The sequence below is a fragment of the Rothia sp. HMSC061C12 genome (assembly GCF_001815755.1).
In the GTDB taxonomy this organism is placed as follows: Bacteria; Actinomycetota; Actinomycetes; order Actinomycetales; family Micrococcaceae; genus Rothia; species Rothia mucilaginosa.
The window spans coordinates 237,193-257,999 of record NZ_KV821875.1 but is presented as its reverse complement, the minus strand read 5'-3'; the positions used below and the strand labels follow the sequence as shown (position 1 = coordinate 257,999).

Sequence of the window (20,807 nt, the reverse complement as noted above, 5' to 3'; positions counted from 1 at the left end):
AAGTGCTGTCTTGTGCTTGTGAGCAGGCACTCTACAGCACTGGGAAGAGACGAAACCTTCGCTAAAATATGGGGTATGGATGACCCTTTGAGTAAGACTCTGACTACTAGCCAGCGCAGAATACTGCCCGCGTACTCTGCACAACACGGCACTGTAACACCCAAAAACACCACCTCCGATGCTCAGCATCTGGACAGCCTGGCTGCGGGGCTACCCCGCCAAGCCCAAGGCGCAGCACACCAGTCGATGGAGGCGGTGGCTGAGTGGATCTAATCCTCCTGCTCATCGGCCTGCTGCTCATCCTGGGAACGGGCTTCTTCGTTGCTGTAGAGTTCTCACTCGTGGCGCTCGAAACCGCCACCGTGCAGCAGGCAAAGGACTCCGGCGATAAAGCAGCCGACGCCGTCCTGCGCTGCCTCAAGACGCTCTCTACTCAGCTCTCCAGCTGCCAGATCGGCATCACCATCACCACGCTGCTGACCGGTTACACCCTCGACGCTGCCATCAAGGCGCTCACCACCGGCGCCATCAGCAGCTTGGGTCTGCCCACCAGCGTGACCGACGTATTCACCCTGGTGCTGGCGATGCTCATCGCGACCCTGCTCTCCATGGTCGTCGGCGAGCTGCTGCCCAAGGGCCTCGCTATCGCCGAACCCTACGATGTGGCGCGTCGAGTCGCCCCCGCGCAGCTCGCCTTCACCCGCGTCATGTCCCCGCTCGTGCGCATCATGAACGGCTCCGCCAACTGGATCCTCGGACGCTTCGGCATGGAAGCCAAAGAAGAACTCTCCGCCGCACGCACCCCCGAAGAGCTCTCCTCCATGGTGCGCCGCTCCGCAGAAGAAGGCACCCTCGACTCCGACGCGGCTCGCTTCGTGGACCGCACCCTGCGCTTCTCCGAGCTGACCGCCTCCGAAGTCATGACCCCGCGCGGCCAGGTCGCCATGCTCGAAGACACTGCCCCCGTTGCCGAAGTCATCAAGCTGGCACGCTCCACCGGCCACTCCCGATTCCCCCTCTATAAGGGCGACCACGACAACATCGTGGGCGTCGTGCACGTGAAGAAGGCGGTCGGTGTGCCCCCGGAGGTACGCGAAACCCTCGAAGCCGGCGCCCTCGCAGAAGACGTGCTGCAGGTCCCCGAAACCCTGCACCTGGATGCGCTGCTCACCCAGCTACGCCAGGGCGCCCTGCAGCTCGCCGTGGTCCTCGACGAATACGGCGGAACCGCCGGCATCGCAACCCTCGAAGACCTCGTCGAAGAAATCGTCGGCGAAGTCTCCGACGAACACGACCGCGGCCGCACCGAACGCCCCCTACGCTACGGCAACGGCGACTGGGTGTTCTCCGGCCTGCGCCGCCCCGATGAAATCAACGCGCTCATCCCCGGACTCGAGGTTGAGGAAAGCCCCGAATACGAAACCGTCGGCGGCTTCATGATGGAACGCCTCGGCCGCATCCCCGAAGTAGGCGACAGCGTCCCCGTACCCGGCGGCACCCTGCGCGTCGACACCCTTGAAGGCCGCCGCGTGGACCGCATCCGATTCACCCCCACGCCCGCCACTAGTGCACAGGAACAGACCGAGAAGGGAGGCAACGCATGAACGACTGGGTAGCCATCGCACTGCTCGTCATCCTGCTCGCCGGAAACGCCTTCTTCGTCGCCGGTGAATTCGCCATCATGTCCACCCGACGAGCACAAATCGAACCGCTCGCCGAAGAAGGCAATAAGCGAGCGCAGACCGTCATCTACGCGCTAGAAAACGTCTCGCTCATGCTCGCCACCTGCCAGCTGGGCATCACCATCTGCTCGCTGCTGATTCTGAACGTCTCAGAACCGGCGCTGCACCACATGCTGGAGGTGCCCCTGCACCTGGTCGGCCTGCCCCACGCCATTGTGGACGTAATCGCCTTCGGTATCACCCTGATCCTGGTTACCTACCTGCACGTGATCTTCGGCGAGATGGTTCCCAAGAACGCCGCCGTGACCCTCGCCGCCCGCGGCGTGGCTCTCTGGATTGTGCCGACCCTGGTGACCATCTCCAAGATTTTCGCCCCCGTGGTCGCCCTGCTGAACAACCTGTCCAATAAGCTGCTGGCGCTCATGAAGGTCGAAGCGAAGGACGAAGTCGCCTCCACCTTCACCCTGGGCGAGCTGCAGACCATCGTGGCAACCTCAACCGCAGAAGGCACCGTGGAAGACGACGCCGGCGTGATTGAAAGCGCCCTCGAATTCACCGAGAAGGACGTCTACGAAATCATGGTGCCCGGCGATAAGCTCGTCACCCTGCCCTTCGGCAGCACCCCCTCCGAACTGGAACGCGCCGTGGCACGCAGCGGCTACTCCCGCTTCGTCATTACCGACAGCGACGGAACCTACATGGGCTACCTGCACGTGAAGGACGCCCTCGCCATCGCCCCCGAGCGGTTCGAGGAGCCCTTCCCCTGGTACAAGCTGCGTTCCCTGGATACGCTCACCCCGACTACCGATATTGATGATGCGCTCGCCTCCATGCAGCGCAGCCGAACCCATATCGCACAGGTTATGGATGAACAGGGCGTAACCCTCGGCGTGGTCTTCCTCGAAGACGTGCTGGAGGAGCTCGTCGGCGAAATCAACGACACCACCCAGGATGCGGTGCGTGAGCGTGTACGCCGACAGCAGGCGCGCGAAGTCCAGTAGCCGCATGAAGCACAGTAACCGCATCGTGAGATATCCCGAATAAAACGGGAGAATCTTTGAACGCACAGTCCGCCCGGCGCCCTCGTCAAGGAGGGCGCGGGGCGGGCTGTTTTGCGGTCAAAAACGGCTTATGGGTGCTCCCAAGGGGTGGTCTCAGGCGGCGGGATGAAGCGGCAGTATAAAGTAGCGGTGGGGGAGCGCAGTAGGCTGAGCTAACTATCCCTGTTGCATAAGCTACTAACAGGGAAAAGGGTTGCCTAACAGCACCCAAATGACAACAATAAAGAGTTGTTTATACGGGTGTGCGCATGATGTAGTTAAGGAACCTACAGACTAGAACGAACCGAAAGAGAGCCCTCATGTCGCACCCGAAGATCACCCGCAAGCACTTCCTCACCGCAATGGGCTCACTCGCCGCGTCCTCCCTGCTACTGGCAGGCTGCGCAACCGAGAACAGCACCTCCTCCGGTTCGTCCTCCTCGGCTGGCTCCAACAATGGCAAGGTGAAGGTCGTCGCCTCCACCGACGTCTACGCAGACATCGCCAAGCAGGTCGGCGGCGACTACATTGAGGTCACCGCACTCATCGCCTCCACCAGCACCGACCCCCACTCCTACGAAGCCACCAGCGCCGACCGCCTCAAGGCAAAGGACGCTTCCCTGATCGTCATCAACGGCGCAGGCTACGACCTGTTCCTCGAAGACCTCGCCGGCAAGGACAACGCCTCCCAGAAGATCGTGAACGCGGTCAAGGTCAGCGGCAAGCTCACCGACGCCGAATACACCCACCTGGTCGAGGACCACCGCGGCGGCGAACACCACGAAGACGGCGGCGACCACGCCCACGCACACGAGTTCAATGAGCACCTCTGGTACGACTTCGAAACCATGAAGAAGGTCGCCCAGAAGATCGCTGAAGAGCTCGCAGGCCTCGACTCCGCACACGCTGAGACGTTCCGCACCAACGCATCCACCTTCTCCAAGGAACTGGACGCACTGGACACCACCGCCAAGGCAATCGCCGGTGAAGGTAAGAAGTACCTGTCCACCGAGCCCGTGCCGGACTACCTGATTTCCTCCACCGGCGCAGAGAACGCAACCCCCAGCGAATTCGCTGAGGCGGCAGAAGCCGGCAACGACGTCCCCGCCCTCGTCCTGAAGGAAACCAAGGACATGATCACCGAGAAGAAGGTCCAGCTGCTCGCCTACAACGAGCAGACCTCCACCTCTCAGACCAACGAGGTGCTGCAGGCAGCTAAGGACGCCTCGGTGAACTACGTATCCTTCACCGAAACCCTGCCGGAAAACACCAACTACCTGGCATGGATGAAGACCAACGTCAGCAACCTCGAAAAGGCGCTCTCCTAAGTGACTGACAACAATAACGGTGCCGCCCCCGCGATTTCCATTCGCGGGGGTAGCCTCGCTTTCGGGGCCCGCACCCTCTGGAAAGATCTAACCCTCGACATCGGCGCAGGCGAATACTTCGCCGTGCTCGGACCCAACGGCTCCGGCAAGTCCACCTTCCTCAAAGTCGTTCTCGGCTTGACCGGACTCAACGCCGGAGAAATCTCTGTGCTCGGCAAACCCGCACGTTTGGGCAACGCTGGCGTCGGCTACGTACCGCAGCAGAAGTCCATCCCCACCTCCACCCCGATGCGTGCCCGCGACCTCGTGGGACTTGGCGTGGACGGGCACCGCTGGGGCATCCGCCTGCACGGCCGCAAATACCGCGCCAAGGTTGACGAACTCCTCGAAGCCGTCGGCGCGACCGAATACGCGAACGTGCCGGTGGGGCTGCTCTCCGGCGGTGAGCAGCAGCGCCTGCGTATCGCCCAGGCGCTCGCGAACGACCCGAAGATTCTGCTGGCTGACGAGGCGCTACTCTCCCTGGATCTCAACCACCAGTACGCGGTGGCTGAGCTGATTCACCGGTTCAACCGTGAACGCGGCGTGGCGGTAGTGTTCGTGACCCACGAAATCAACCCCATCATTGAGCATGTGGATCGTGTGCTCTACCTGGCGAACGGTCGTTTCACGGTCGGCTCGGTGGAAGAGGTCATGACCAGCGAGACTCTCACCTCCCTGTACGGAACCCCGGTGAGCGTGCTCAAGTCTAATGGCCGTTACGTGGTGGTGGGTGAGACTCACGCCAGCGACCACTGCCATATTGAGGGCACCGACCAGAACATTCACGGCTCCCACCTGAAATCTGGTCTTTCTGAACCGCAGCGCACTCTACACCTTCCGGGAGGAACCACTCGATGACCATTCTTGCTTCCCTCCCCGCTCTGGCACCGGTTGCCGCCGCGCAGAACGATTTGCTCTCCCGTATCTTCGTTTTTGACCGCTACGGCGAGCTGCTGCAGATGCTGCAGAACTCCATTTTTGCTGGCGCTGTGCTAGGCCTTATTGGCGGTTTCGTCGGCATTTTCGTGATGATGCGCGACCATGCCTTTGCGGTGCACGGCGTCTCTGAAATGTCTTTCGCGGGTGCAGCCCTTGCCCTGTTGCTCGGCTATGACGTGGTGACCGGCTCCATGGTCGGTTCGATTGCCTCGGCTCTGCTGATTGCCTTTCTGGGTTCTAAAGCGAGCAATTCGAACTCGGTCATTGGTGCGCTCATGCCGTTCGGCCTGGGCTTGGGTATTCTCTTCCTCTCCCTGTACCAGGGCCGTAGCGCGAATAAGTTTGGTCTGCTGACCGGTCAGATCGTGTCCGTGGATGCCGACCAGCTGCACACCATGATTATTGGTGCGGTGGTTATTATTTCCCTGCTGGTGATGGTGTGGCGTCCGCTGAGCTTTGCTTCCCTGGACCCGGAGGTCGCGCGCGCTAAGGGCGTGCCGATGCGCTTCCTGTCCCTGGTGTTCATGGTGATTCTGGGTATTGCTGTGGCGCTGTCGGTGCAGGTGGTCGGTTCGCTGCTGGTGCTGGCGCTGCTGATTACTCCGGCGGCTGCGGCGATGCAGGTAACGGCATCTCCGGTACGCACCCTGATTCTGTCGGTGCTGTTTGCGGAGGCGTCTATTGTGGGCGGTATTCTGCTGGCTCTTGCCGGTTCGCTGCCGATTAGCCCCTACGTGACCAGTATTTCCTTCCTGATTTACGTGGTGTGCCGTGTGATTGGTGGCGTGAAGCGCCGCCATAGCGCGTCGGGCCGCCAGCTGGCTGAGAAGGCATAAGATCTATAGAAAGAGCCCCACCTCGGGAATGAGGTGGGGCTCTTTCGTTGTCGTGCTGTGTTAGCGCTACGGGTCATGTACCCGGTGCGCAATGCGGGCTCAACCTGTGTGGCGTTGTGTTGTCCTGTCCAGATGCCCTGTGTGTCGTGCTGTAGTGGCGCCGAAGATCTTTGAAGACGCCGTATCCTTCGTTGAGAAGGTTTTCCCCGGTGGGGGAGAGCTCCTCAGATGGAGGGGCTTAGAGGTTGCGGCTTAGCCTGCAACGTTAGCGTGCAGCGCCGCCCTGCGATTCTTCCTCGCGACGTGCCAAAGTGCAGTCCGGGCAGTAACCGGTCACTTCAACCACGTGCTCCAGCTCCGAGAAGCCGTGCTGCTTACCCATGGCCAGTGCCCAGTCCTCGAGGGCGGGTGCTTCCAGCTCAATGGCGGTGCCGCATCGGCGGCAGAGCAGGTGGTGGTGGTGATCTTTCACCCGGCAGTGGCGGTACAGGGTCTCACCCTCAACGCCCTTGACCGAGTCGAGCTCACCGGCGTTAGCCAGCGACTGCAGCACGCGGTAGGTGGTTGCGAGAGAGACCTGTTCCTTGCGGTTCGCGAGGGTCAGGTGCAGATCCTGTGCTGAGATGAAATCGCCGAGCTCTTCCATGGTCGCCTTGATGATGCGACGCTGGCGGGTATTTCGGGCTTCGGCGGGCTTCGTAATTCTCCGTACGGGAATATGAGTGTCCATTGCTGAACCTTTCGGGGCGGAAATCCGTCCCATTGTGTGGTCGATCTTGTCTTACGACTTTACACTAGAGGCGTTCAAAAGGTGGTTGATTTGCGCTTTATCTCAAAAATTGAAGTCATCAACAGGCACGAATGAGGGTTAACGGTAGACTAAAACTATGAAAATGACGAAGTACACCCACTCATGTATCCGCCTTGAGAATGAGGGGCGCACCCTCGTTCTTGACCCCGGCAACTTTGCTGCAGAAGGCGAACACGCCACCGCGCTGGAAGGCGCCGATTACCTGTTCGTGACCCACGCGCATCCGGACCATTTTGACGGCCCGTCGGTGCTGCCGCTGATTGCTCAGCGTGCCGAGTCGCAGACCCCGTTGAAGATTTGGGCTCCCGAGGCTGTTGCCCAGGTCATTAAGGAGGCTGTGCCCGCTGCCGAGGTTACCGTTGTTTCCTCTGATTCTGAGTTCAGCATCCCCGGTTTTGAGGTGAAGACCTACGGCGGTCAGCACGCACTGATTCACCCGCTGATTCAGACCATCGCCAATGTCGGTTACCTGATTAACGGTGCCTTGTACCACCCGGGTGACTCGCTGGTGGTTCCTCACCGCGTGCGTGCGAATACCGTTCTGGTGCCGATTCACGCGCCCTGGTCGAAGGTTCAGGAAGTCATTGATTTTGTGATTGCGACCGGCGCTCAGCGTGTGGTTCCGATTCACAATGGCATGATTAACCAGAACGGCACCGGCATTATTGAGGGTCTGGTGACGAACTTCGGCGCGAAGTACGGCACTGAGCTGAAGCACCTGAACCCCGGTGAGAGCATTGAGGTTGAGGCGTAAGCCTGACCACTGAGCTTCAAACGTGCCGGTGACGGCGCATGAAGGAGATTATTGTGAGCACGATTTTTACCAAGATTATTGAGGGTGAGATTCCCGGCCGCTTCGTCTGGAAGGACGAGCACTGCGTCGCCTTCCTGGACATCATGCCCCTGTCGGAAGGTCACCTGCTGCTCGTTCCCCGCGCAGAGATTGACCGTTGGCCCGACCTGCCGGCTGAGCTGGCGGCGCACCTGTTCGCTGTGGCGCACAAGATTTCTGGTGCCCTGGATCAGGCGTTTGATAAGGACCGTGTGGCTCTGATGATTGCGGGCTTCGACGTTCCGCACACCCACATCCACCTGTTCCCGGCTGACGGCATGGCTGACTACGATCCCGCTAACGCGAAGAAGGATGCTACCGCCGAAGAGCTGGATGCGGCTGCTGAGAAGGTGCGTGCTGCCCTGCGCGAGCGCGGCCACGGCGAGTTCGTGCCGGAGGCATAAGCGCCCTTTACAGCGTGTATAAACACGACAGCGCGTATAACCACGAAGGAGCCGCCCTCTACACAACAGTAGAGGGCGGCTCCTTCGTTGCTATATCCCGTTGCTATGTTCCGGCGGGAAAGAAGCTTAGTGCTTTTCAGCCTTGGAGATCTGCTCAGCCAGGTCCTCGGGGGAGAGGTTAGCGGAGGAGAACTCGGGGGTCAGCGGCAGGTGCAGCTGCAGGCCGGTACCGGGGCAAATCTCGACCTTTGCCGAGCGCAGCTTGAAGTCGACCACGTGACCGCCCTGAACGCGCTCATCATCGATAAAGTGGGCGTGGCAGCCGGGCACCGAGATGCCCTGCTCGTAGATCGGGGTGCGGAAGCCAACAATCGTGCCGGTCACGTTATCGAACTGGACAATGTCCTCATTCTCGGTGGCCGCAACCATCTTCGGGTAGGGCTTCTCCTGCTTGATGACGGTGCGGGTGCGGACCCATTCGAACTCGCCGTAAATCTTGATGGCGTACATGTAGTTCTTGGAGACGGTGAAGTCATCCAGAATCTGCGAGGCAGACTTACGGAGTAGGTTATGCGGTAGTTCGCGCTTAATCATGGGCACGAAGTTGGTGACCACGGCGTAGGGGGTCTGCTGGCGCAGGTCGGGCAGGGATACGGAGCCGTCGTGGCGCACCTGGTAGCAGACGCCGTCGAGGACGACCATTTCGCCGTCGAGGCCGTTGAAGGTACCCACACCGAAGTTGCCGTGGCTCAGAAGCTCACCGATGGTCATCTCGCCATCGTAGATGCCGTCCAGCAGCTGGGACATGAGGCCGGTCTGAAAAACTTCGTTACGGAAAACAGTTTCACCGTTTAGGATGGTCGGCTGATATGCCATGAGATTTCTCCTCGTTACAGTGGATGCGGCGTCAGACGGGTCGGTCGGTCATCGGCGATACTCGCCCTAGCTGATGCTAAAAAGGGGAAGGGCGGCGGGGAGAACACGGCGTTGTGATGTCGTTTCTCTAGGAATTCGTAGGTGACGCAGGCCGGGCGCACGCACTTTCATTGTACGCCCGTGCAGGAAGAACCCCGGGACTAGCGGGTACGACATCTTATGATGTGGCCCGCGACCTGCTCCTACAAGGGAAGAGGGGGAGGGCCCGCTAGAGCTCCAGAACCATCTCCACATGCTCAATTCCAACCTCAAGATACGGCTCTCCCACCTGCACAAACCCCGCTGCACCGTAGTAGCTGTCCTTTAGGTAGGACTGGGCGCTAATCACCAGCTGACGAGTTTCCGTATTTTCACGGACCCAGCTAATCGTCTCATGCAGTAGGGCGCGCCCCAGGCCGGTGCCACGCGCCTCCTCACGGACAGCTACTCGACCGACGGTCCAAGCACCCTGGATGGGGCGATGATAGCCGTCATCTACTGTCATAAGATCAAAGATTCTTAAGTATGCTAAGATCCGCCCAGACTCATCTGTGTGGAAGAAATGAATACACTCAAAATCAGCCTCATCGGGTTCTTGCGCAAGAATCTGCTGACCCACTGTAAAGACCATCGAACGCGTGATATGAATCTGCTGCAGTTCTCGTAGAGTCAGCTCATTGAAATGCTTGGCCTGAAAATGCGGGGGCGTTAAAGAGGAAGGAAACAAGAGGCTCTCGATCTTTCGTTGGAGGTCAGGGAATGAGCGTACTCCATTAAGGGAATTTGCGTGCAGGAACAGAACCAAAAGCCGCTCTGTGAAATGTAGCGGTATAACCCTCCACAGGTATTTATTGCTCACAATATATCCGTGCAGATAACCATCTAGACCGCGCATGAATTAATAAAGCTCTTATACTGAGAACGTTATTATCACTCAACACCTTGGAGGTAACTCTATGTCTATCGCTGCTATCATGACCTGGACTCTGCAATCAGAAATTCCAGTACCTCAGGATGCTCAAGCCCTTTTGGGGCCGGGCGAAAGCGCCGTCGCAGCCTTTGCTACTTTCCGCGATTCCGCTATTTTCACGACTCACCGACTCATCATTCGTGATGCTCAAGGCCTGACCGGTAAGAAGGTAGAAATGTACTCGCTGCCTTACTCCTCGATTCATATGTGGTCTTCTGAAAATGCAGGAAACCTGTTCGACGCGAATAGTGAAATTGCTCTATGGACGAAGGTTGGCTACATCAAAATCAAGCTGGGCCGAAAGATTGACGTCCGCAAGCTTGACCGGCTCATCGCTCAGCAGGTTCTAAACGCTCAGCAACATTAGGGCATAAAAATAGACTGGCGTTCCCTCCGGTTGCACGACAAAAAGGGAGGGAACGCCAGCACCAACAGCTTAGCCCTTAGAGCCGCTCTAAGCGCAACTAAGGCACACGAAGCTCAACAAGGCAGAAAAATATTAGACACGAACCGTCATCAAAATAGTCCGGTGAGCCTGCACCCCGTAGAAACCCTGCAGACACCCAGCAGAAAACACAACAACGGCCTATACGCTCCCAAAGGAACGTATAGGTCGTTGTGCGCTATCTAGAACTTGCCCCAGAACCCACCCCGGAATTTACCTCAGTGCGGGTGCGGGGCAAAGCCCAGAAGGAAAGATGAGACGCCAGCGAATTAGACGCCAGTGAATTAGACGCCGTAGTACAGCTGGTACTCAAGCGGGTGCGGAACCAGCGAGAGCGGCTCCAGCTCGTTCTTACGCTTGTAGTCAATCCAAGCCTGAATCAGGTCCTCGGTGAAGACGCCGCCCTCGAGCAGGAAGTCGTGGTCAGCCTCCAGAGCCGCCAGCGCCTCCTCCAGGTTAGCCGGAGCCTTCTTGATGTCCTTAGCCTCTTCAGCGGGCAGCTCGTACAGGTCCTTATCGATCGGTGCCGGCGGCTCAATGCGGTTACGGATACCGTCCAGACCAGCCATCAGCTGAGCAGCAAACGCGAAGTAGGGGTTAGCGGAGGGGTCCGGTGCACGGAACTCCAGACGCTTAGCCTTCGGGTTGGTGCCGGTAATCGGGATGCGGATACCGGCGGAACGGTTACCCTGCGAGTACACCATGTTGATGGGAGCCTCGTAGCCGGGAACCAGACGCTTGTAAGAGTTCACGGTCGGGTTGGTGAACGCCAGAACAGCGGAGGAGTGCTCAATCAGACCGCCAATGTACCAGCGTGCGGTGTCAGAGAGGTTAGCGTAGCCGCGCTCGTCGTAGAAGAGGGGCTCGCCGTCCTGCCACAGCGACTGGTGGCAGTGCATACCGGAGCCGTTGTCACCGAACACGGGCTTGGGCATGAAGGTCACGGACTTGCCCCATGCGTCTGCGGTGCCCTTGATGACGTACTTGAACTTCAGCAGGTCGTCAGCAGCCTTGGTGAGGGTGTCGAACTTGTAGTTGATTTCTGCCTGGCCGGCTGCGCCCACCTCGTGGTGGCTACGCTCAACCTCAAGGCCGACCTCGTCCATTGCTACGCACATTGCGTCACGCAGGTCAGCCTGCTTGTCGACGGGGGAGACGGGGAAGTAGCCGCCCTTGACGGGGGTCTTGTTGCCCAGGTTGCCGCCCTCTTCCTTGCGGCCGGTGTTCCAGGGAGCCTCATCGGAGTCGATCTTGAAGAATACGGAGTTCGGCTCGACCTGGTAGCGGACGTCCTCGAAGACGAAGAATTCAGCCTCGGATGCGAAGAACGCGGTGTCTGCAATGCCGGTGGATTGCAGGTATGCTTCGGCACGCTCAGCGACGCCGCGGGGGTCACGGTGGTAGGGCTCGCCGGTGCGGGGGTTCACGATGGAGCAGATGATGACCAGGGTCTTCTCAATGCGGAAGGGGTCAACGTACGCGGACTGAACGTCGGGGATCAGCTGCATGTCGGACTCTGCAATGCCCTGGAAGCCGCGAATGGAGGAGCCGTCAAAAAGCTGGCCGTTGACGAAGAAATCGTCATCAATCGCCTTAGCGGGCAGGTTGAAGTGCTGCTGCACGCCGGGCATGTCGGTGAATCGGATATCAACGAAGACTACTTCTTCGTTCTTGATAAAGTCGAGAACTTCCTGGGGGCTGGTAAACATGAGGACTGCTCCTTGTTCGACTGACGGTGCAGGAGGGTGCTTTCCCTCATCACATTCAGTCTTTGGTTTAGTTTTTGGCCGCGGGCAAAACCCTGTGACATATCAAGCATAGTGGTTATTTTTTGCGCGTGCGTGACTATCGTGTTTCGGTAATGTTACAAATCCTGGAAAGGAGTTACATCTACGTTGCCTCACGAAACACAGTAGAGATGCTAACGCCCTCAGTAGAGCCAGTAGCAAAGCCAATATCAATGCCAGCAACAGCGCAATAACCGGGCGTAACAAAAGGCCCCGACCCTCCCCACACGGGAAGAGCCGGAGCCTTCAAAACCTCATATCAGCGTCTCGCTTAGCGGCCGCGCATCGCACGACGGTCGGGGCGTGCACGCATCGGGTCAACACCCTTCGGCAGACCATTCATCGGGTTACGCATAGTGTTCAGAGTGCTCAGGCGACCAGAAACAACCTGCATCTCCTGCTGAGTCAGAGCCTTCGGAAGCTTGTTCATAGTCTTCACAACGTCCTTGAGCTCAACCTGACCCTCATCGTGACCGGTCTCAATCACATGAACCGGCACACCGGGAGCCACACGAGCCAGGTGCTTCTTCTCAGTGTTCACCAGCGAGTTCACGCGGCTGTGAGGGCCCTCGGTCACCAGCACAATACCGGGACGGCCCAGCGCACGGAACACCAGATCCTGGTTGCGGTTCGCAGCAACGGGCTGCTCCTCAACAATCCAACCGCGGCGCACCGAGTTCATCGCTGCACCACTACGACCGGGCTGGTTCTCAATCTGAGCAAAAGCCGCAGTCTGCGCGCGGCGACCCAGCAGAAGCATCGCCACAATAGCGGCAACGCCCAGACCCAGAATCAGGAAAGTAATCCAGTTACCCAGGGCAATACCGATGAGGAGGAAAACCAAAAGGGTACCCAGAGCCGACAGACTCAGAATCCAACCGATATTCGGGTCGGACTTCTTGGTCATCTGGTAGACCTGCTTCATCTGGGCGAAAGTGCCCGGAGTGCGTTCCTTCTTCTTTTTCTTCTCTTCGCGCTTATCTGCCACGATTCTTCCTCGGCTGGTTCTTCCGCGGCCCCGAGAAGCGCCTCAAACGCTCACGGAACCATAGTGACGTAACGATGCAGTGTATGCCTGCAATTTTTCTAGTTTACCCTACCCGCACAAGGGGCGGGGCATAAGGGGAGGCTCCCCGAACACCGGACGAACACCGGGTTCGAGGAGCCTCAACGCTCTCAGAAAGATTCTGAAAAGGCTTAGTAGCCCGCAGCCACCAGGGAGGAGGCTTCCTGCAGAGCTGCACCCTCACCCTCAATGTGGGCAAGGTTCTCAGGGATCGGGTAGCCGTTCTTACGCATTGCACGAGCCCACAGGCGACCTGCACGGTACGAAGAACGAACCATCGGGCCCGCCATAACGCCAGCGAAACCAATCTCCTCAGCCATGTTCGCGAAATCCACGAACTGCTGCGGCTTCACCCAACGCTCAATCGGGTGGAAGAGCGGGCCGGGGCGCAGGTACTGGGTGAGGGTAATGATGTCACAACCAGCATCGTGCAAATCGCACAGCGCCTCGTAAATCTCGTCATCGGTCTCGCCCATACCCAGAATCAGGTTGGACTTGGTGACCATGCCGCCTTCCTTAGCCTGGGTAATAACATCCAGGGAACGCTCGTAACGGAACGCCGGGCGAATCTGACGGAAGATACGGGGGACGGTCTCCAGGTTGTGCGCGAACACCTCAGGCTTAGCGTCAATCACCTTCTGAACATGCTCGGGAACACCCTTGAAATCGGGGACGAGCATCTCAACGCCGGTGTTCGGGCACATCTTGTGAATCTGACGGGTGGTCTCTGCGTACAGCCACGCACCGCCGTCTTCCAGATCGTCACGAGCAACACCGGTCACGGTTGCGTAACGCAGACCCATGACCTTCACGTTCTTAGCAACCTTGAACGGCTCAGCGTAGTCAACAGCAACAGGCTTGCCGGTCGCAATATTGCAGAAGTCGCAACGGCGGGTGCACTCGGAACCACCAATCAGGTAGGTTGCCTCACGGTCTTCCCAGCACTCGTAAATATTGGGGCAGCCAGCCTCTTCACACACGGTGTGCAGGCCCTGACCGCGAGCCAGCTCGCGCATCTCGTTGTATTCGGGGCCAACAATAGCCTTGGTCTTAATCCAGTGAGGCTTCTTCTCAATGGGAACCTCAGCGTTGCGGGCCTCCACACGCAGTAGCTTGCGTCCTTCAGGTGCGGTGCTCAAAAGTCTTCTCCTTGGTCTAGATGTGCCCTCTGTGCAGGTGGGCCATCTTCTATTTTACGCCCGCTCAGGCGTAGGTGAAACTGATTTTCGTATATGACGAACAAACCCGGGCGCATTACGTGTACGGCCCGTTCGATGCCTCTTGGCTGTGTCTAATCCTGTGTTTATTCCTGCGCTGCAACGGGCTCGAAGGACTCCGCCAGGCGGTCCTGATACTTCAGAAGCTCCGCCTCCAGCGGCTCTAAAATATCGGCGGGGGTGACGGTGCGACCCAGCTGCTCCGAAATAGTGGTAACACCCGCATCGCTAATGCCGCAGGGAATGAACTGCTGGAAGGGTGCGGTGTCGTTGCAGCAGTTAATCGCAAAGCCGTGCATGGTGGTGTTACGGGAAACGCGCATGCCCAGTGCCGCGATCTTCTTGTCCTGGGTGATGCCGTTGCCCAAAATCCACACGCCGCTACGGCCCTCAACGCGCTCACCCTTAATGCCCAGACCGGCAAGGACGTTAATGATGATTTCCTCGATAATGCGCACATACGCCACCACGTCAATGGGCTCGGGCAGACGCAGAATCGGGTAGCCGGTCAGCTGGCCGGGGCCGTGCCAGGTCAGCTTGCCGCCGCGGTCAATCTTGACGACGGGGGTGGACTTGTCTGCGGGGTACTCGTGGTCTTCGGTGCGTTTACCGGCGGTAATCACTGCCTCGTGCTCAAGTAGAAGAATCGTATTCTGACGGGTGCGGTTAGCCACCTCATCGTGGATGCGGTACTGCTCGTCCAGGCACTCAACATAGTTCACATAGTTCGGGGCGAAGCCCACGCGTTCAATCGTCACAGACATACTTTCTACCTTAGTACTGCTGGTGGAGGGAAGAAAATTAGGGCGCCCTGAATCACGTGATGAGCGAACACGTCGGAATGTTACGTGAGGGTGTGCTCAAGGGGAGGGAGGGTGAATAAGCAGATAAATACCTGAATTAACCTTTGGGGTTCTTTGGGGTATTTTAACTATTTTAGTGTACTTAAAGATATTATTTGATGTAATTTGATAACATGATGGTATGAGAAGCAAAGAAGCACACGTTCTGGAAAGCATCGCCAACCCGGCTCTACCCACCCTGCAGATTGTCGAGTACCGGGGCGAAACCACCGAGAGTGCGCCCGCTACACGTTCCGTAACCTCCGCGCACCCCGAACGCTACACCCTGCGCACCATTTCTCACCCCGCCCCGCCAGCTCCCTCCGCCCAGCTGGCTCCTGCCGCGCCCACTCTGCGCGCGGCAGCCAACGGGTACGGATTCGAGGAAAACACGGATGCATCCGCTCAGCGGCACGCCCAGACCCCGCAAGTAGCCGCCGCCCTACGTAACGCGCCCGGACTCGCCAAGCTCCACGCCGTTACTAGTGGGAGCGCCGATAGCGCCAATCGGCTGTGCCTCTGGTACGAGCCCCTCGACGCGGGCACTCTCGACAAGCTCCTGCGCGCTCGCACCCTGACACCCGCCGAGCTCATGACCCTGGCACGAACCCTGCACCGGGCGCTCGGCAGCCTCAAAAAGGTGGGGGAGGGGCGCGCCGAACTAAGCGCCGAATACATCGCGCTGAGCGCCGCCGGAGTGCCCAAACTCCTGCTACCTGACGCCGTCTACCGTGAAACGGCCCCTCAAGACGGAGAACAGCTCACCGCCGCTCGGGGCAACTACGCACGCTCCGCAGCAGCCCTGCTCTGGCAAGCCGCCTGCGGGCACGCGCCGGAACCCTCCACCGCCCGCGTACCCCTCTCACTGCGCATGGATTCACAGCGCATGGGAGCCGCCGACACCGCAACCGAAGGGGCGCCCAACAGCGAGTGGATTGAGCGCCTCGGCAGAGCCCTCGAATACCTGCTGGACGCACCCGCCCAGGAGGCGGCGCTCGCAGGGCTCAGCTCCGTGGTCGCCCTGGCGGAGGAGGTGCCGCCTCGCCCGCTCAACGTCTACCTGAGCTGTTCAGAACGAGCCCGCGCCCTCATTCCCGTAGCTGTGGAGCCCGCGCCGGTACAGAAGCTCTCAAAGACGCAGAAGGCGCAACGCTACCTGGCGGAACGTTTGCCACACGTGAAGAAGCCGGGTGTGAAGAAATCGGGGCGCGCAGCTACCGCAGGTTCTAAGCCACTGACTCCCACTGGGAGCCCTGCGGTGAGCTTCACAAAGAGCCCCGCAGAGACCGCGCCGTCCGCCCTAAAGAACGCAGAAGCGACAGGCACATCCCGCCTGACGGCGCTACGCGGTGCGCTGAGCCGTCCCTCCGTACGTCTGGGCGTAGCCGCGCTCGCACTGGGGGCTATCGCGCTGCCTCTCGGGTTCACCCTCTACGGGCAGAACGCTCCGGCAACGGCGCAGCCCGTATCCGCTCAATCCGTGAACACTGCGGGGGAGCAGGAGCCCGGCGGCACGGAAACACAGGATCAGAGCACACAGGATACAGCCGCGCAGGATAAAAGCGCACAGGGCGATCAGATCCTACGCGCACTCATCGACCAGCGAAACCAAGAACGCCGTGCCCGAGGCGGCGCAGAGCTCACCGTCGACACCGCCGAAGAACTCAGTCGCGACAGCGAGAACATCCGCGTGATGGCGGTAGTCTCCGTGCCCGGCTACCGCGCCGATAAAACCGAGCGGGAAGCCCGCAAGCTCAGCGAAGAAAACGGCGTCACCCGCCAGAAAGTCATCTTCGACCTGCACCGCGGGGAGAAAGGCTGGGAGATAGCCCGCGCCGAACCCGTACCGGCATAGCTGAGGCCGCGTAACTAACACCGTGTAACTGACACCGTAGCAACGCGGACACAACAAAAGGCGGCGGCCCCACCCACCGAAGTGGATGGAACCGCCGCCTTTTTGCTCACTGTCCGGGAAAACCCGGAGAGCTACACTCGGCTACCCATCAGGGCACCGCCACAAGGAAACTTCCTTGAATCTTTGCAGGTCTTAGAGGCCCAGCTCAGACTCGAAGTTTGCCTCCTCCAGGCGGGTCTTGAGGGTGTGCAGGAAGCGACCAGCGTCCGCACCGTCGACCACGCGGTGATCGTAGGTGAGGGACAGGTAGCACATGGAGCGGATAGCGATAACGTCGTTACCGTCAACATCCTTAACAACCATGGGGCGCTTCACGATGGAACCGGTACCGAGGATTGCAACGTTCGGCTGGTTGATGATCGGGGTGTCGAACAGTGCACCGAAGGAACCAATGTTGGTGATGGTGAAGGTCGAACCCGACAGCTCCTCGGGGGAGATGTCGCCGGTGCGTGCGCGGCCACCCAGGTCGCCAATAGCCTTTGCCAGGCCAGCAATGCCCAGGTCAGAAGCGTTCTTGATGACGGGAACCAGCAGACCCTTGGGGGTGTCCACAGCAATAGCGATGTTCTCGGAGCCGTGGTAAGTGATCTGCTTGTAGTCTTCGGTCATGGAAGCGTTCAGAGCGGGGTGCTGCTGCAGAGCCTCAGCGGATGCCTGGACGAAGAAGGGCAGGAAGGTCAGCTTAGCGCCCTCACGAGCAGCGAAGCCGTCCTTAGCCTTTGCACGCAGCTGAACGATGCGGGTCACGTCAACCTCGGTGACCTGGGTCAGCTGGGTGGAGATGTCCAGGGACTCACGCATACGCTTTGCAATAACCTGGCGGATACGTGCGGTCTTCTCGACGGTGCCACGCTTGGGGGAAACCTCGAAGGTGTGCGGTGCCTTTGCGGAACCAGCAGCCGGAGCAGCAGCTGCAGCGGGAGCAGCAGCGGCGGGAGCAGCGGAACCCTTAGCAGCGATAGCAGCCTGAACATCCTGCTTGCGGATGCGGCCACCAACACCGGTGCCCTTGACGGTGGACAGGTCGATGCCGTTGTCCTTAGCGAGCTTACGGACCAGCGGGGTCACGTATGCTTCGCCCTCAGCAGCTGCCGGAGCGGCAGGTGCAGCGGGAGCTGCAGGAGCTGCAGGAGCTGCGGGTGCAGCGGGTGCAGCCGGAGCAGCAGCGGGTGCTGCAGGAGCTGCGGGAGCCTCAGCAACCGGAGCGGGAGCAGCCGGTGCAGCAGCAGCGGAAGCGTCGCCGATGATAGCCAGAACCTGGCCAACCTCTGCGTCCTCATCCTCGGGGATGCGGATCTCGAGCAGGGTACCTGCTACGGGGGAGGGAACCTCGGTGTCAACCTTGTCGGTGGAAACCTCAACCAGGGGCTCGTCAACCTCAACCTGCTCGCCAACTTCCTTCAGCCAGCGGGTAACGGTGCCCTCGGTGACGGACTCGCCCAGTGCGGGCAGTACGACCTCGATGCCTGCAGCAGCAGCTGCGGGAGCAGCCTGAGCAGCAGCGGGTGCAGCGGGAGCCTCAGCAACCGGAGCGGGAGCTGCGGGAGCCTCAGCAGCTGCGGGAGCAGCCGGAGCAGCAGCGCCGGAACCGTCGCCAATGATAGCCAGAGCAGCGCCAACCTCGACGTCCTCGTCCTCGGGGACGAGAATCTGCTCAACAACGCCTGCTACGGGGGAGGGAACCTCGGTGTCAACCTTGTCGGTGGAAACCTCAACCAGGGGTGCGTCAACCTCAATGGTGTCGCCGACCTCAACGAGCCAGCGGGTAACGGTACCCTCGGTCACGGACTCGCCCAGTGCGGGCAGTACTACGGTGTGGGACATAATCTTTCCCGTTCTCCTTGTGAATGCTTGAACTAGAAAAATGTGAGCGGCGACCCGGATGCGCGCCGTATGCGTCAAAGCACGTCGACGCGCATCCAGATAGGGGCGTTGTTCAGCGGACACGCCCGGCAACCGCTAACGACCAACGGTCGTCAATACTAAGCTGACGCGCTAACGCCAGTCAGCAAAATTTATGCGCTGTGCAGCGGGGTGCCGTTCAGGACCATTGCAGCCTCACCCAGGGACTCGTTCTGAGTCGGGTGTGCGTGGATGAACTTAGCGACGTCCTCGGGGAATGCTTCCCAAGCAACCCACATCTGAGCCTCACCAATCTGCTCACCCATACGCTTACCAATAGCGTGAACACCAACGATGGGACCGTCCTTCTGGCGGACAACCTTCACGATACCGGTAGCACCGAGGATAGCGGACTTGCCGTTACCAGCCAGGTTGTACTCAGCGGTCTCAACGTTCTCAGCGCCGAACTTCTCCTTAGCCTTGGGCTCGGAGTAACCAACGGAAGCGATCTCCGGGTCACAGAAGGTGACCTTGGGGATGTTCACGTCTTCAACGATGGAGGGGTTCAGGCCAGCGATTTCCTCAGCAACGAAGATACCCTGCTGGTAACCGCGGTGAGCCAGCTGAACGCCGGGGACGATGTCGCCAACAGCGTAGATGTTGCCAACGCCGGTGTGCAGGCGCTCGTTAGCCAGGACGAAGCCGCGATCCATGGGGATGCCCTGCTCCTCGTAGCCCATGTTTGCGGTGTTCGGGCCACGACCAACAGCAACCAGAACGATCTCTGCCTCGAAGACCTTGCCATCAGCCAGGGTGACCTTAGCACCGTTAGCGTCCTGCTCAACCTTCTCGAAGAGGGTGCCGGTGTTGAACTTGATGCCGCGCTTCTTGAACGCACGCTCCAGAACCTTGATGATTGCCGGGTCCTCGTTGGGAACCAGGTTCGGCAGGCCCTCGATGATGGTGACGTCAACACCCATAGCGTTCCACATGGATGCGAACTCGCAACCAATCACGCCGCCGCCGAGCACGATAGCGCTCTTGGGCAGGTAGTCCATCTCCAGTGCCTCAGTGGAGGTCAGAACGCGACCCTCAATGGGCAGACCGAAGGTCTTGGAGACCGAGCCGGATGCCAGGATAATGTTCTTACCCTTGTACTCAACACCACCGACGGTGATGGTGTCCTGAGCGGTCAGCTTACCCTCGCCGGGGATAACCTCTACGCCCTTCATCTTCAGCAGGCCTGCAAGACCCTTGAACTTACCGGAGACGATGTTGTCCTTGTAATCGCGAACCTTGCCCATTTCGATGGACTGCAGCACAGCGTTAACGCCAACCTTGGACGCCTCGCGTGCCTCTTCTGCCAGCTCAGCAGCGTGCAGGTACGCCTTGGTGGGGATACAGCCAGTGTGCAGGCAGGTGCCGCCGACCTTTTCCTTCTCGATCAGGCCGACGGTGAAGCCTAGCTGGCGTGCGCGAATAGCTGCAGAGTAGCCAGCGGAACCGCCGCCGAGGATGAGGATGTCGAATTCTTGAGCCACGATATTGCTCCCTTGCATAGTTGTGGGGGCTAAAGACCCCTGCAATGAGTTCTTTACCAATTTATTGGTAGGTTTCCCAGCATGCGCGAAAGGCCCGCGACTTACAAAAAATCGCGCGCCCCTCCGCGTACGCAGAAAAACACTTAATACAACAATACCCCCGTTGACGGTCGTTTAAGTTCACTCAGGGCGGTTTTAGCCGATTAATCGCCCAAACACCGTAAATTTTTCACCACGCAAGAAAAGCGGCGCGTCATAGAACAGTGCGATGACAGGAGCACCACAGCGGTCGCACAGAACGTGTCCGAGAACAGACGCAGAGGAGGGCTCCCCGGTAGAAATACCGGAAAGCC

The 20,807-nt window shown here is 59.5% G+C and carries 18 protein-coding genes and 1 pseudogene; 10 read left to right on the top strand and 9 right to left on the bottom strand.

The features are described 5' to 3' along the window. Positions 1 to 87: 87 nt before the first annotated feature. From HMPREF3055_RS09240 to HMPREF3055_RS08050, 6 genes are all read left to right on the top strand, one after another. Entirely contained in the window at positions 88 to 273 is a 186-nt protein-coding gene (locus HMPREF3055_RS09240; RefSeq protein ID WP_141747370.1) for a hypothetical protein, read from the top strand. Beyond that, entirely contained in the window at positions 264 to 1,604 is a 1,341-nt protein-coding gene (locus HMPREF3055_RS08070) for a hemolysin family protein (RefSeq protein ID WP_070738807.1), read from the top strand. The genes HMPREF3055_RS09240 and HMPREF3055_RS08070 overlap by 10 nt, the downstream gene beginning before the upstream one ends. After that, positions 1,601 to 2,683, top strand: a complete 1,083-nt coding sequence (locus HMPREF3055_RS08065; protein ID WP_070738806.1) for a hemolysin family protein — start codon at positions 1,601 to 1,603, stop codon at positions 2,681 to 2,683. Before HMPREF3055_RS08070 ends, HMPREF3055_RS08065 begins: the two co-directional genes overlap by 4 nt. A 359-nt stretch (positions 2,684 to 3,042) precedes the next feature. Continuing rightward, positions 3,043 to 4,050 (top strand): metal ABC transporter solute-binding protein, Zn/Mn family, encoded by a 1,008-nt coding sequence (locus tag HMPREF3055_RS08060; protein ID WP_049337827.1) that lies wholly within the window; start codon positions 3,043 to 3,045, stop codon positions 4,048 to 4,050. Beyond that, positions 4,051 to 4,950: a metal ABC transporter ATP-binding protein gene (locus tag HMPREF3055_RS08055; RefSeq protein ID WP_005508610.1), complete on the top strand. Its 900-nt coding sequence runs from the start codon at positions 4,051 to 4,053 to the stop codon at positions 4,948 to 4,950. Continuing rightward, positions 4,947 to 5,867 carry a metal ABC transporter permease gene (locus HMPREF3055_RS08050; protein ID WP_005505453.1) on the top strand — a complete coding sequence of 307 codons (921 nt, stop codon included), beginning with the start codon at positions 4,947 to 4,949 and terminating at the stop codon, positions 5,865 to 5,867. Before HMPREF3055_RS08055 ends, HMPREF3055_RS08050 begins: the two co-directional genes overlap by 4 nt. A gap of 265 nt (positions 5,868 to 6,132) precedes the next feature. On the opposite strand, the gene HMPREF3055_RS08045 is transcribed toward HMPREF3055_RS08050, so the two are convergent. Further along, the gene (locus HMPREF3055_RS08045; protein WP_005505454.1) at positions 6,133 to 6,597 is read right to left on the bottom strand and encodes a Fur family transcriptional regulator; all 465 of its coding nucleotides are present in this window, start codon (positions 6,595 to 6,597) and stop codon (positions 6,133 to 6,135) included. A gap of 157 nt (positions 6,598 to 6,754) precedes the next feature. On the opposite strand from HMPREF3055_RS08045, the gene HMPREF3055_RS08040 reads away from it, so the two are divergent. Further along, on the top strand, positions 6,755 to 7,432 hold the full coding sequence (locus tag HMPREF3055_RS08040) for an MBL fold metallo-hydrolase (protein WP_005505455.1): 678 nt from the start codon (positions 6,755 to 6,757) through the stop codon (positions 7,430 to 7,432). A 53-nt stretch (positions 7,433 to 7,485) separates the two neighbouring features. Further along, positions 7,486 to 7,914 carry an HIT family protein gene (locus tag HMPREF3055_RS08035; protein WP_005505456.1) on the top strand — a complete coding sequence of 143 codons (429 nt, stop codon included), beginning with the start codon at positions 7,486 to 7,488 and terminating at the stop codon, positions 7,912 to 7,914. Between the two features lie 126 nt (positions 7,915 to 8,040). On the opposite strand, the gene budA is transcribed toward HMPREF3055_RS08035, so the two are convergent. Then, on the bottom strand, positions 8,041 to 8,790 hold the full coding sequence (budA, locus tag HMPREF3055_RS08030; RefSeq protein ID WP_005505457.1) for an acetolactate decarboxylase: 750 nt from the start codon (positions 8,788 to 8,790) through the stop codon (positions 8,041 to 8,043). 268 nt (positions 8,791 to 9,058) lie between these two features. Further along, positions 9,059 to 9,556 carry a GNAT family N-acetyltransferase gene (locus HMPREF3055_RS09235; protein WP_005505459.1) on the bottom strand — a complete coding sequence of 166 codons (498 nt, stop codon included), beginning with the start codon at positions 9,554 to 9,556 and terminating at the stop codon, positions 9,059 to 9,061. A gap of 229 nt (positions 9,557 to 9,785) precedes the next feature. Here HMPREF3055_RS09235 and HMPREF3055_RS08020 point away from each other — a divergent pair, with 229 nt between their 5' ends. After that, entirely contained in the window at positions 9,786 to 10,166 is a 381-nt protein-coding gene (locus HMPREF3055_RS08020; RefSeq protein WP_005505460.1) for a PH domain-containing protein, read from the top strand. Positions 10,167 to 10,528: 362 nt separating this feature from the next. Here HMPREF3055_RS08020 and glnA read toward each other — a convergent pair whose 3' ends face one another. The 4 genes and pseudogenes from glnA to lipB all read right to left on the bottom strand — a co-directional run. Further along, positions 10,529 to 11,953, bottom strand: coding sequence for a type I glutamate--ammonia ligase (gene glnA, locus HMPREF3055_RS08015; protein WP_060824576.1), 1,425 nt, complete (start codon positions 11,951 to 11,953; stop codon positions 10,529 to 10,531). Positions 11,954 to 12,302: 349 nt separating this feature from the next. Then, positions 12,303 to 13,019 (bottom strand): DUF4191 domain-containing protein, encoded by a 717-nt coding sequence (locus HMPREF3055_RS08010; RefSeq protein ID WP_005505470.1) that lies wholly within the window; start codon positions 13,017 to 13,019, stop codon positions 12,303 to 12,305. Positions 13,020 to 13,228: 209 nt separating this feature from the next. Continuing rightward, positions 13,229 to 14,236, bottom strand: coding sequence for a lipoyl synthase (lipA, locus tag HMPREF3055_RS08005; protein WP_005505472.1), 1,008 nt, complete (start codon positions 14,234 to 14,236; stop codon positions 13,229 to 13,231). A gap of 164 nt (positions 14,237 to 14,400) precedes the next feature. Beyond that, positions 14,401 to 15,090: pseudogene (lipB, locus tag HMPREF3055_RS08000) on the bottom strand (lipoyl(octanoyl) transferase LipB); the annotation flags it as partial. A gap of 208 nt (positions 15,091 to 15,298) precedes the next feature. On the opposite strand from lipB, the gene HMPREF3055_RS07995 reads away from it, so the two are divergent. Beyond that, complete coding sequence (locus HMPREF3055_RS07995; RefSeq protein ID WP_070690453.1) at positions 15,299 to 17,011, top strand: peptidase; 1,713 nt, start codon at positions 15,299 to 15,301, stop codon at positions 17,009 to 17,011. Between the two features lie 192 nt (positions 17,012 to 17,203). Here the strand turns inward: HMPREF3055_RS07995 and sucB are convergent, their stop codons facing one another. Further along, positions 17,204 to 18,895 (bottom strand): 2-oxoglutarate dehydrogenase, E2 component, dihydrolipoamide succinyltransferase, encoded by a 1,692-nt coding sequence (gene sucB, locus HMPREF3055_RS07990; RefSeq protein ID WP_049349541.1) that lies wholly within the window; start codon positions 18,893 to 18,895, stop codon positions 17,204 to 17,206. Positions 18,896 to 19,086: 191 nt separating this feature from the next. Continuing rightward, positions 19,087 to 20,472: a dihydrolipoyl dehydrogenase gene (gene lpdA, locus HMPREF3055_RS07985; protein ID WP_044142607.1), complete on the bottom strand. Its 1,386-nt coding sequence runs from the start codon at positions 20,470 to 20,472 to the stop codon at positions 19,087 to 19,089. Positions 20,473 to 20,807 lie beyond the last annotated feature (335 nt).

Coding starts and splice junctions, on each gene's coding strand:
- lpdA (WP_044142607.1), bottom strand. CDS start 20,472: ATGCAAGGGAGCAATATCGTGGCTCAAGAATTCGACATCCTCATCCTC.
- HMPREF3055_RS08050 (WP_005505453.1), top strand. CDS start 4,947: ATGACCATTCTTGCTTCCCTCCCCGCTCTGGCACCGGTTGCCGCCGCG.
- glnA (WP_060824576.1), bottom strand. CDS start 11,953: ATGTTTACCAGCCCCCAGGAAGTTCTCGACTTTATCAAGAACGAAGAA.
- HMPREF3055_RS08040 (WP_005505455.1), top strand. CDS start 6,755: ATGAAAATGACGAAGTACACCCACTCATGTATCCGCCTTGAGAATGAG.
- HMPREF3055_RS08060 (WP_049337827.1), top strand. CDS start 3,043: ATGTCGCACCCGAAGATCACCCGCAAGCACTTCCTCACCGCAATGGGC.
- HMPREF3055_RS08020 (WP_005505460.1), top strand. CDS start 9,786: ATGTCTATCGCTGCTATCATGACCTGGACTCTGCAATCAGAAATTCCA.
- HMPREF3055_RS08045 (WP_005505454.1), bottom strand. CDS start 6,597: ATGGACACTCATATTCCCGTACGGAGAATTACGAAGCCCGCCGAAGCC.
- budA (WP_005505457.1), bottom strand. CDS start 8,790: ATGGCATATCAGCCGACCATCCTAAACGGTGAAACTGTTTTCCGTAAC.
- HMPREF3055_RS07995 (WP_070690453.1), top strand. CDS start 15,299: ATGAGAAGCAAAGAAGCACACGTTCTGGAAAGCATCGCCAACCCGGCT.
- HMPREF3055_RS08065 (WP_070738806.1), top strand. CDS start 1,601: ATGAACGACTGGGTAGCCATCGCACTGCTCGTCATCCTGCTCGCCGGA.
- sucB (WP_049349541.1), bottom strand. CDS start 18,895: ATGTCCCACACCGTAGTACTGCCCGCACTGGGCGAGTCCGTGACCGAG.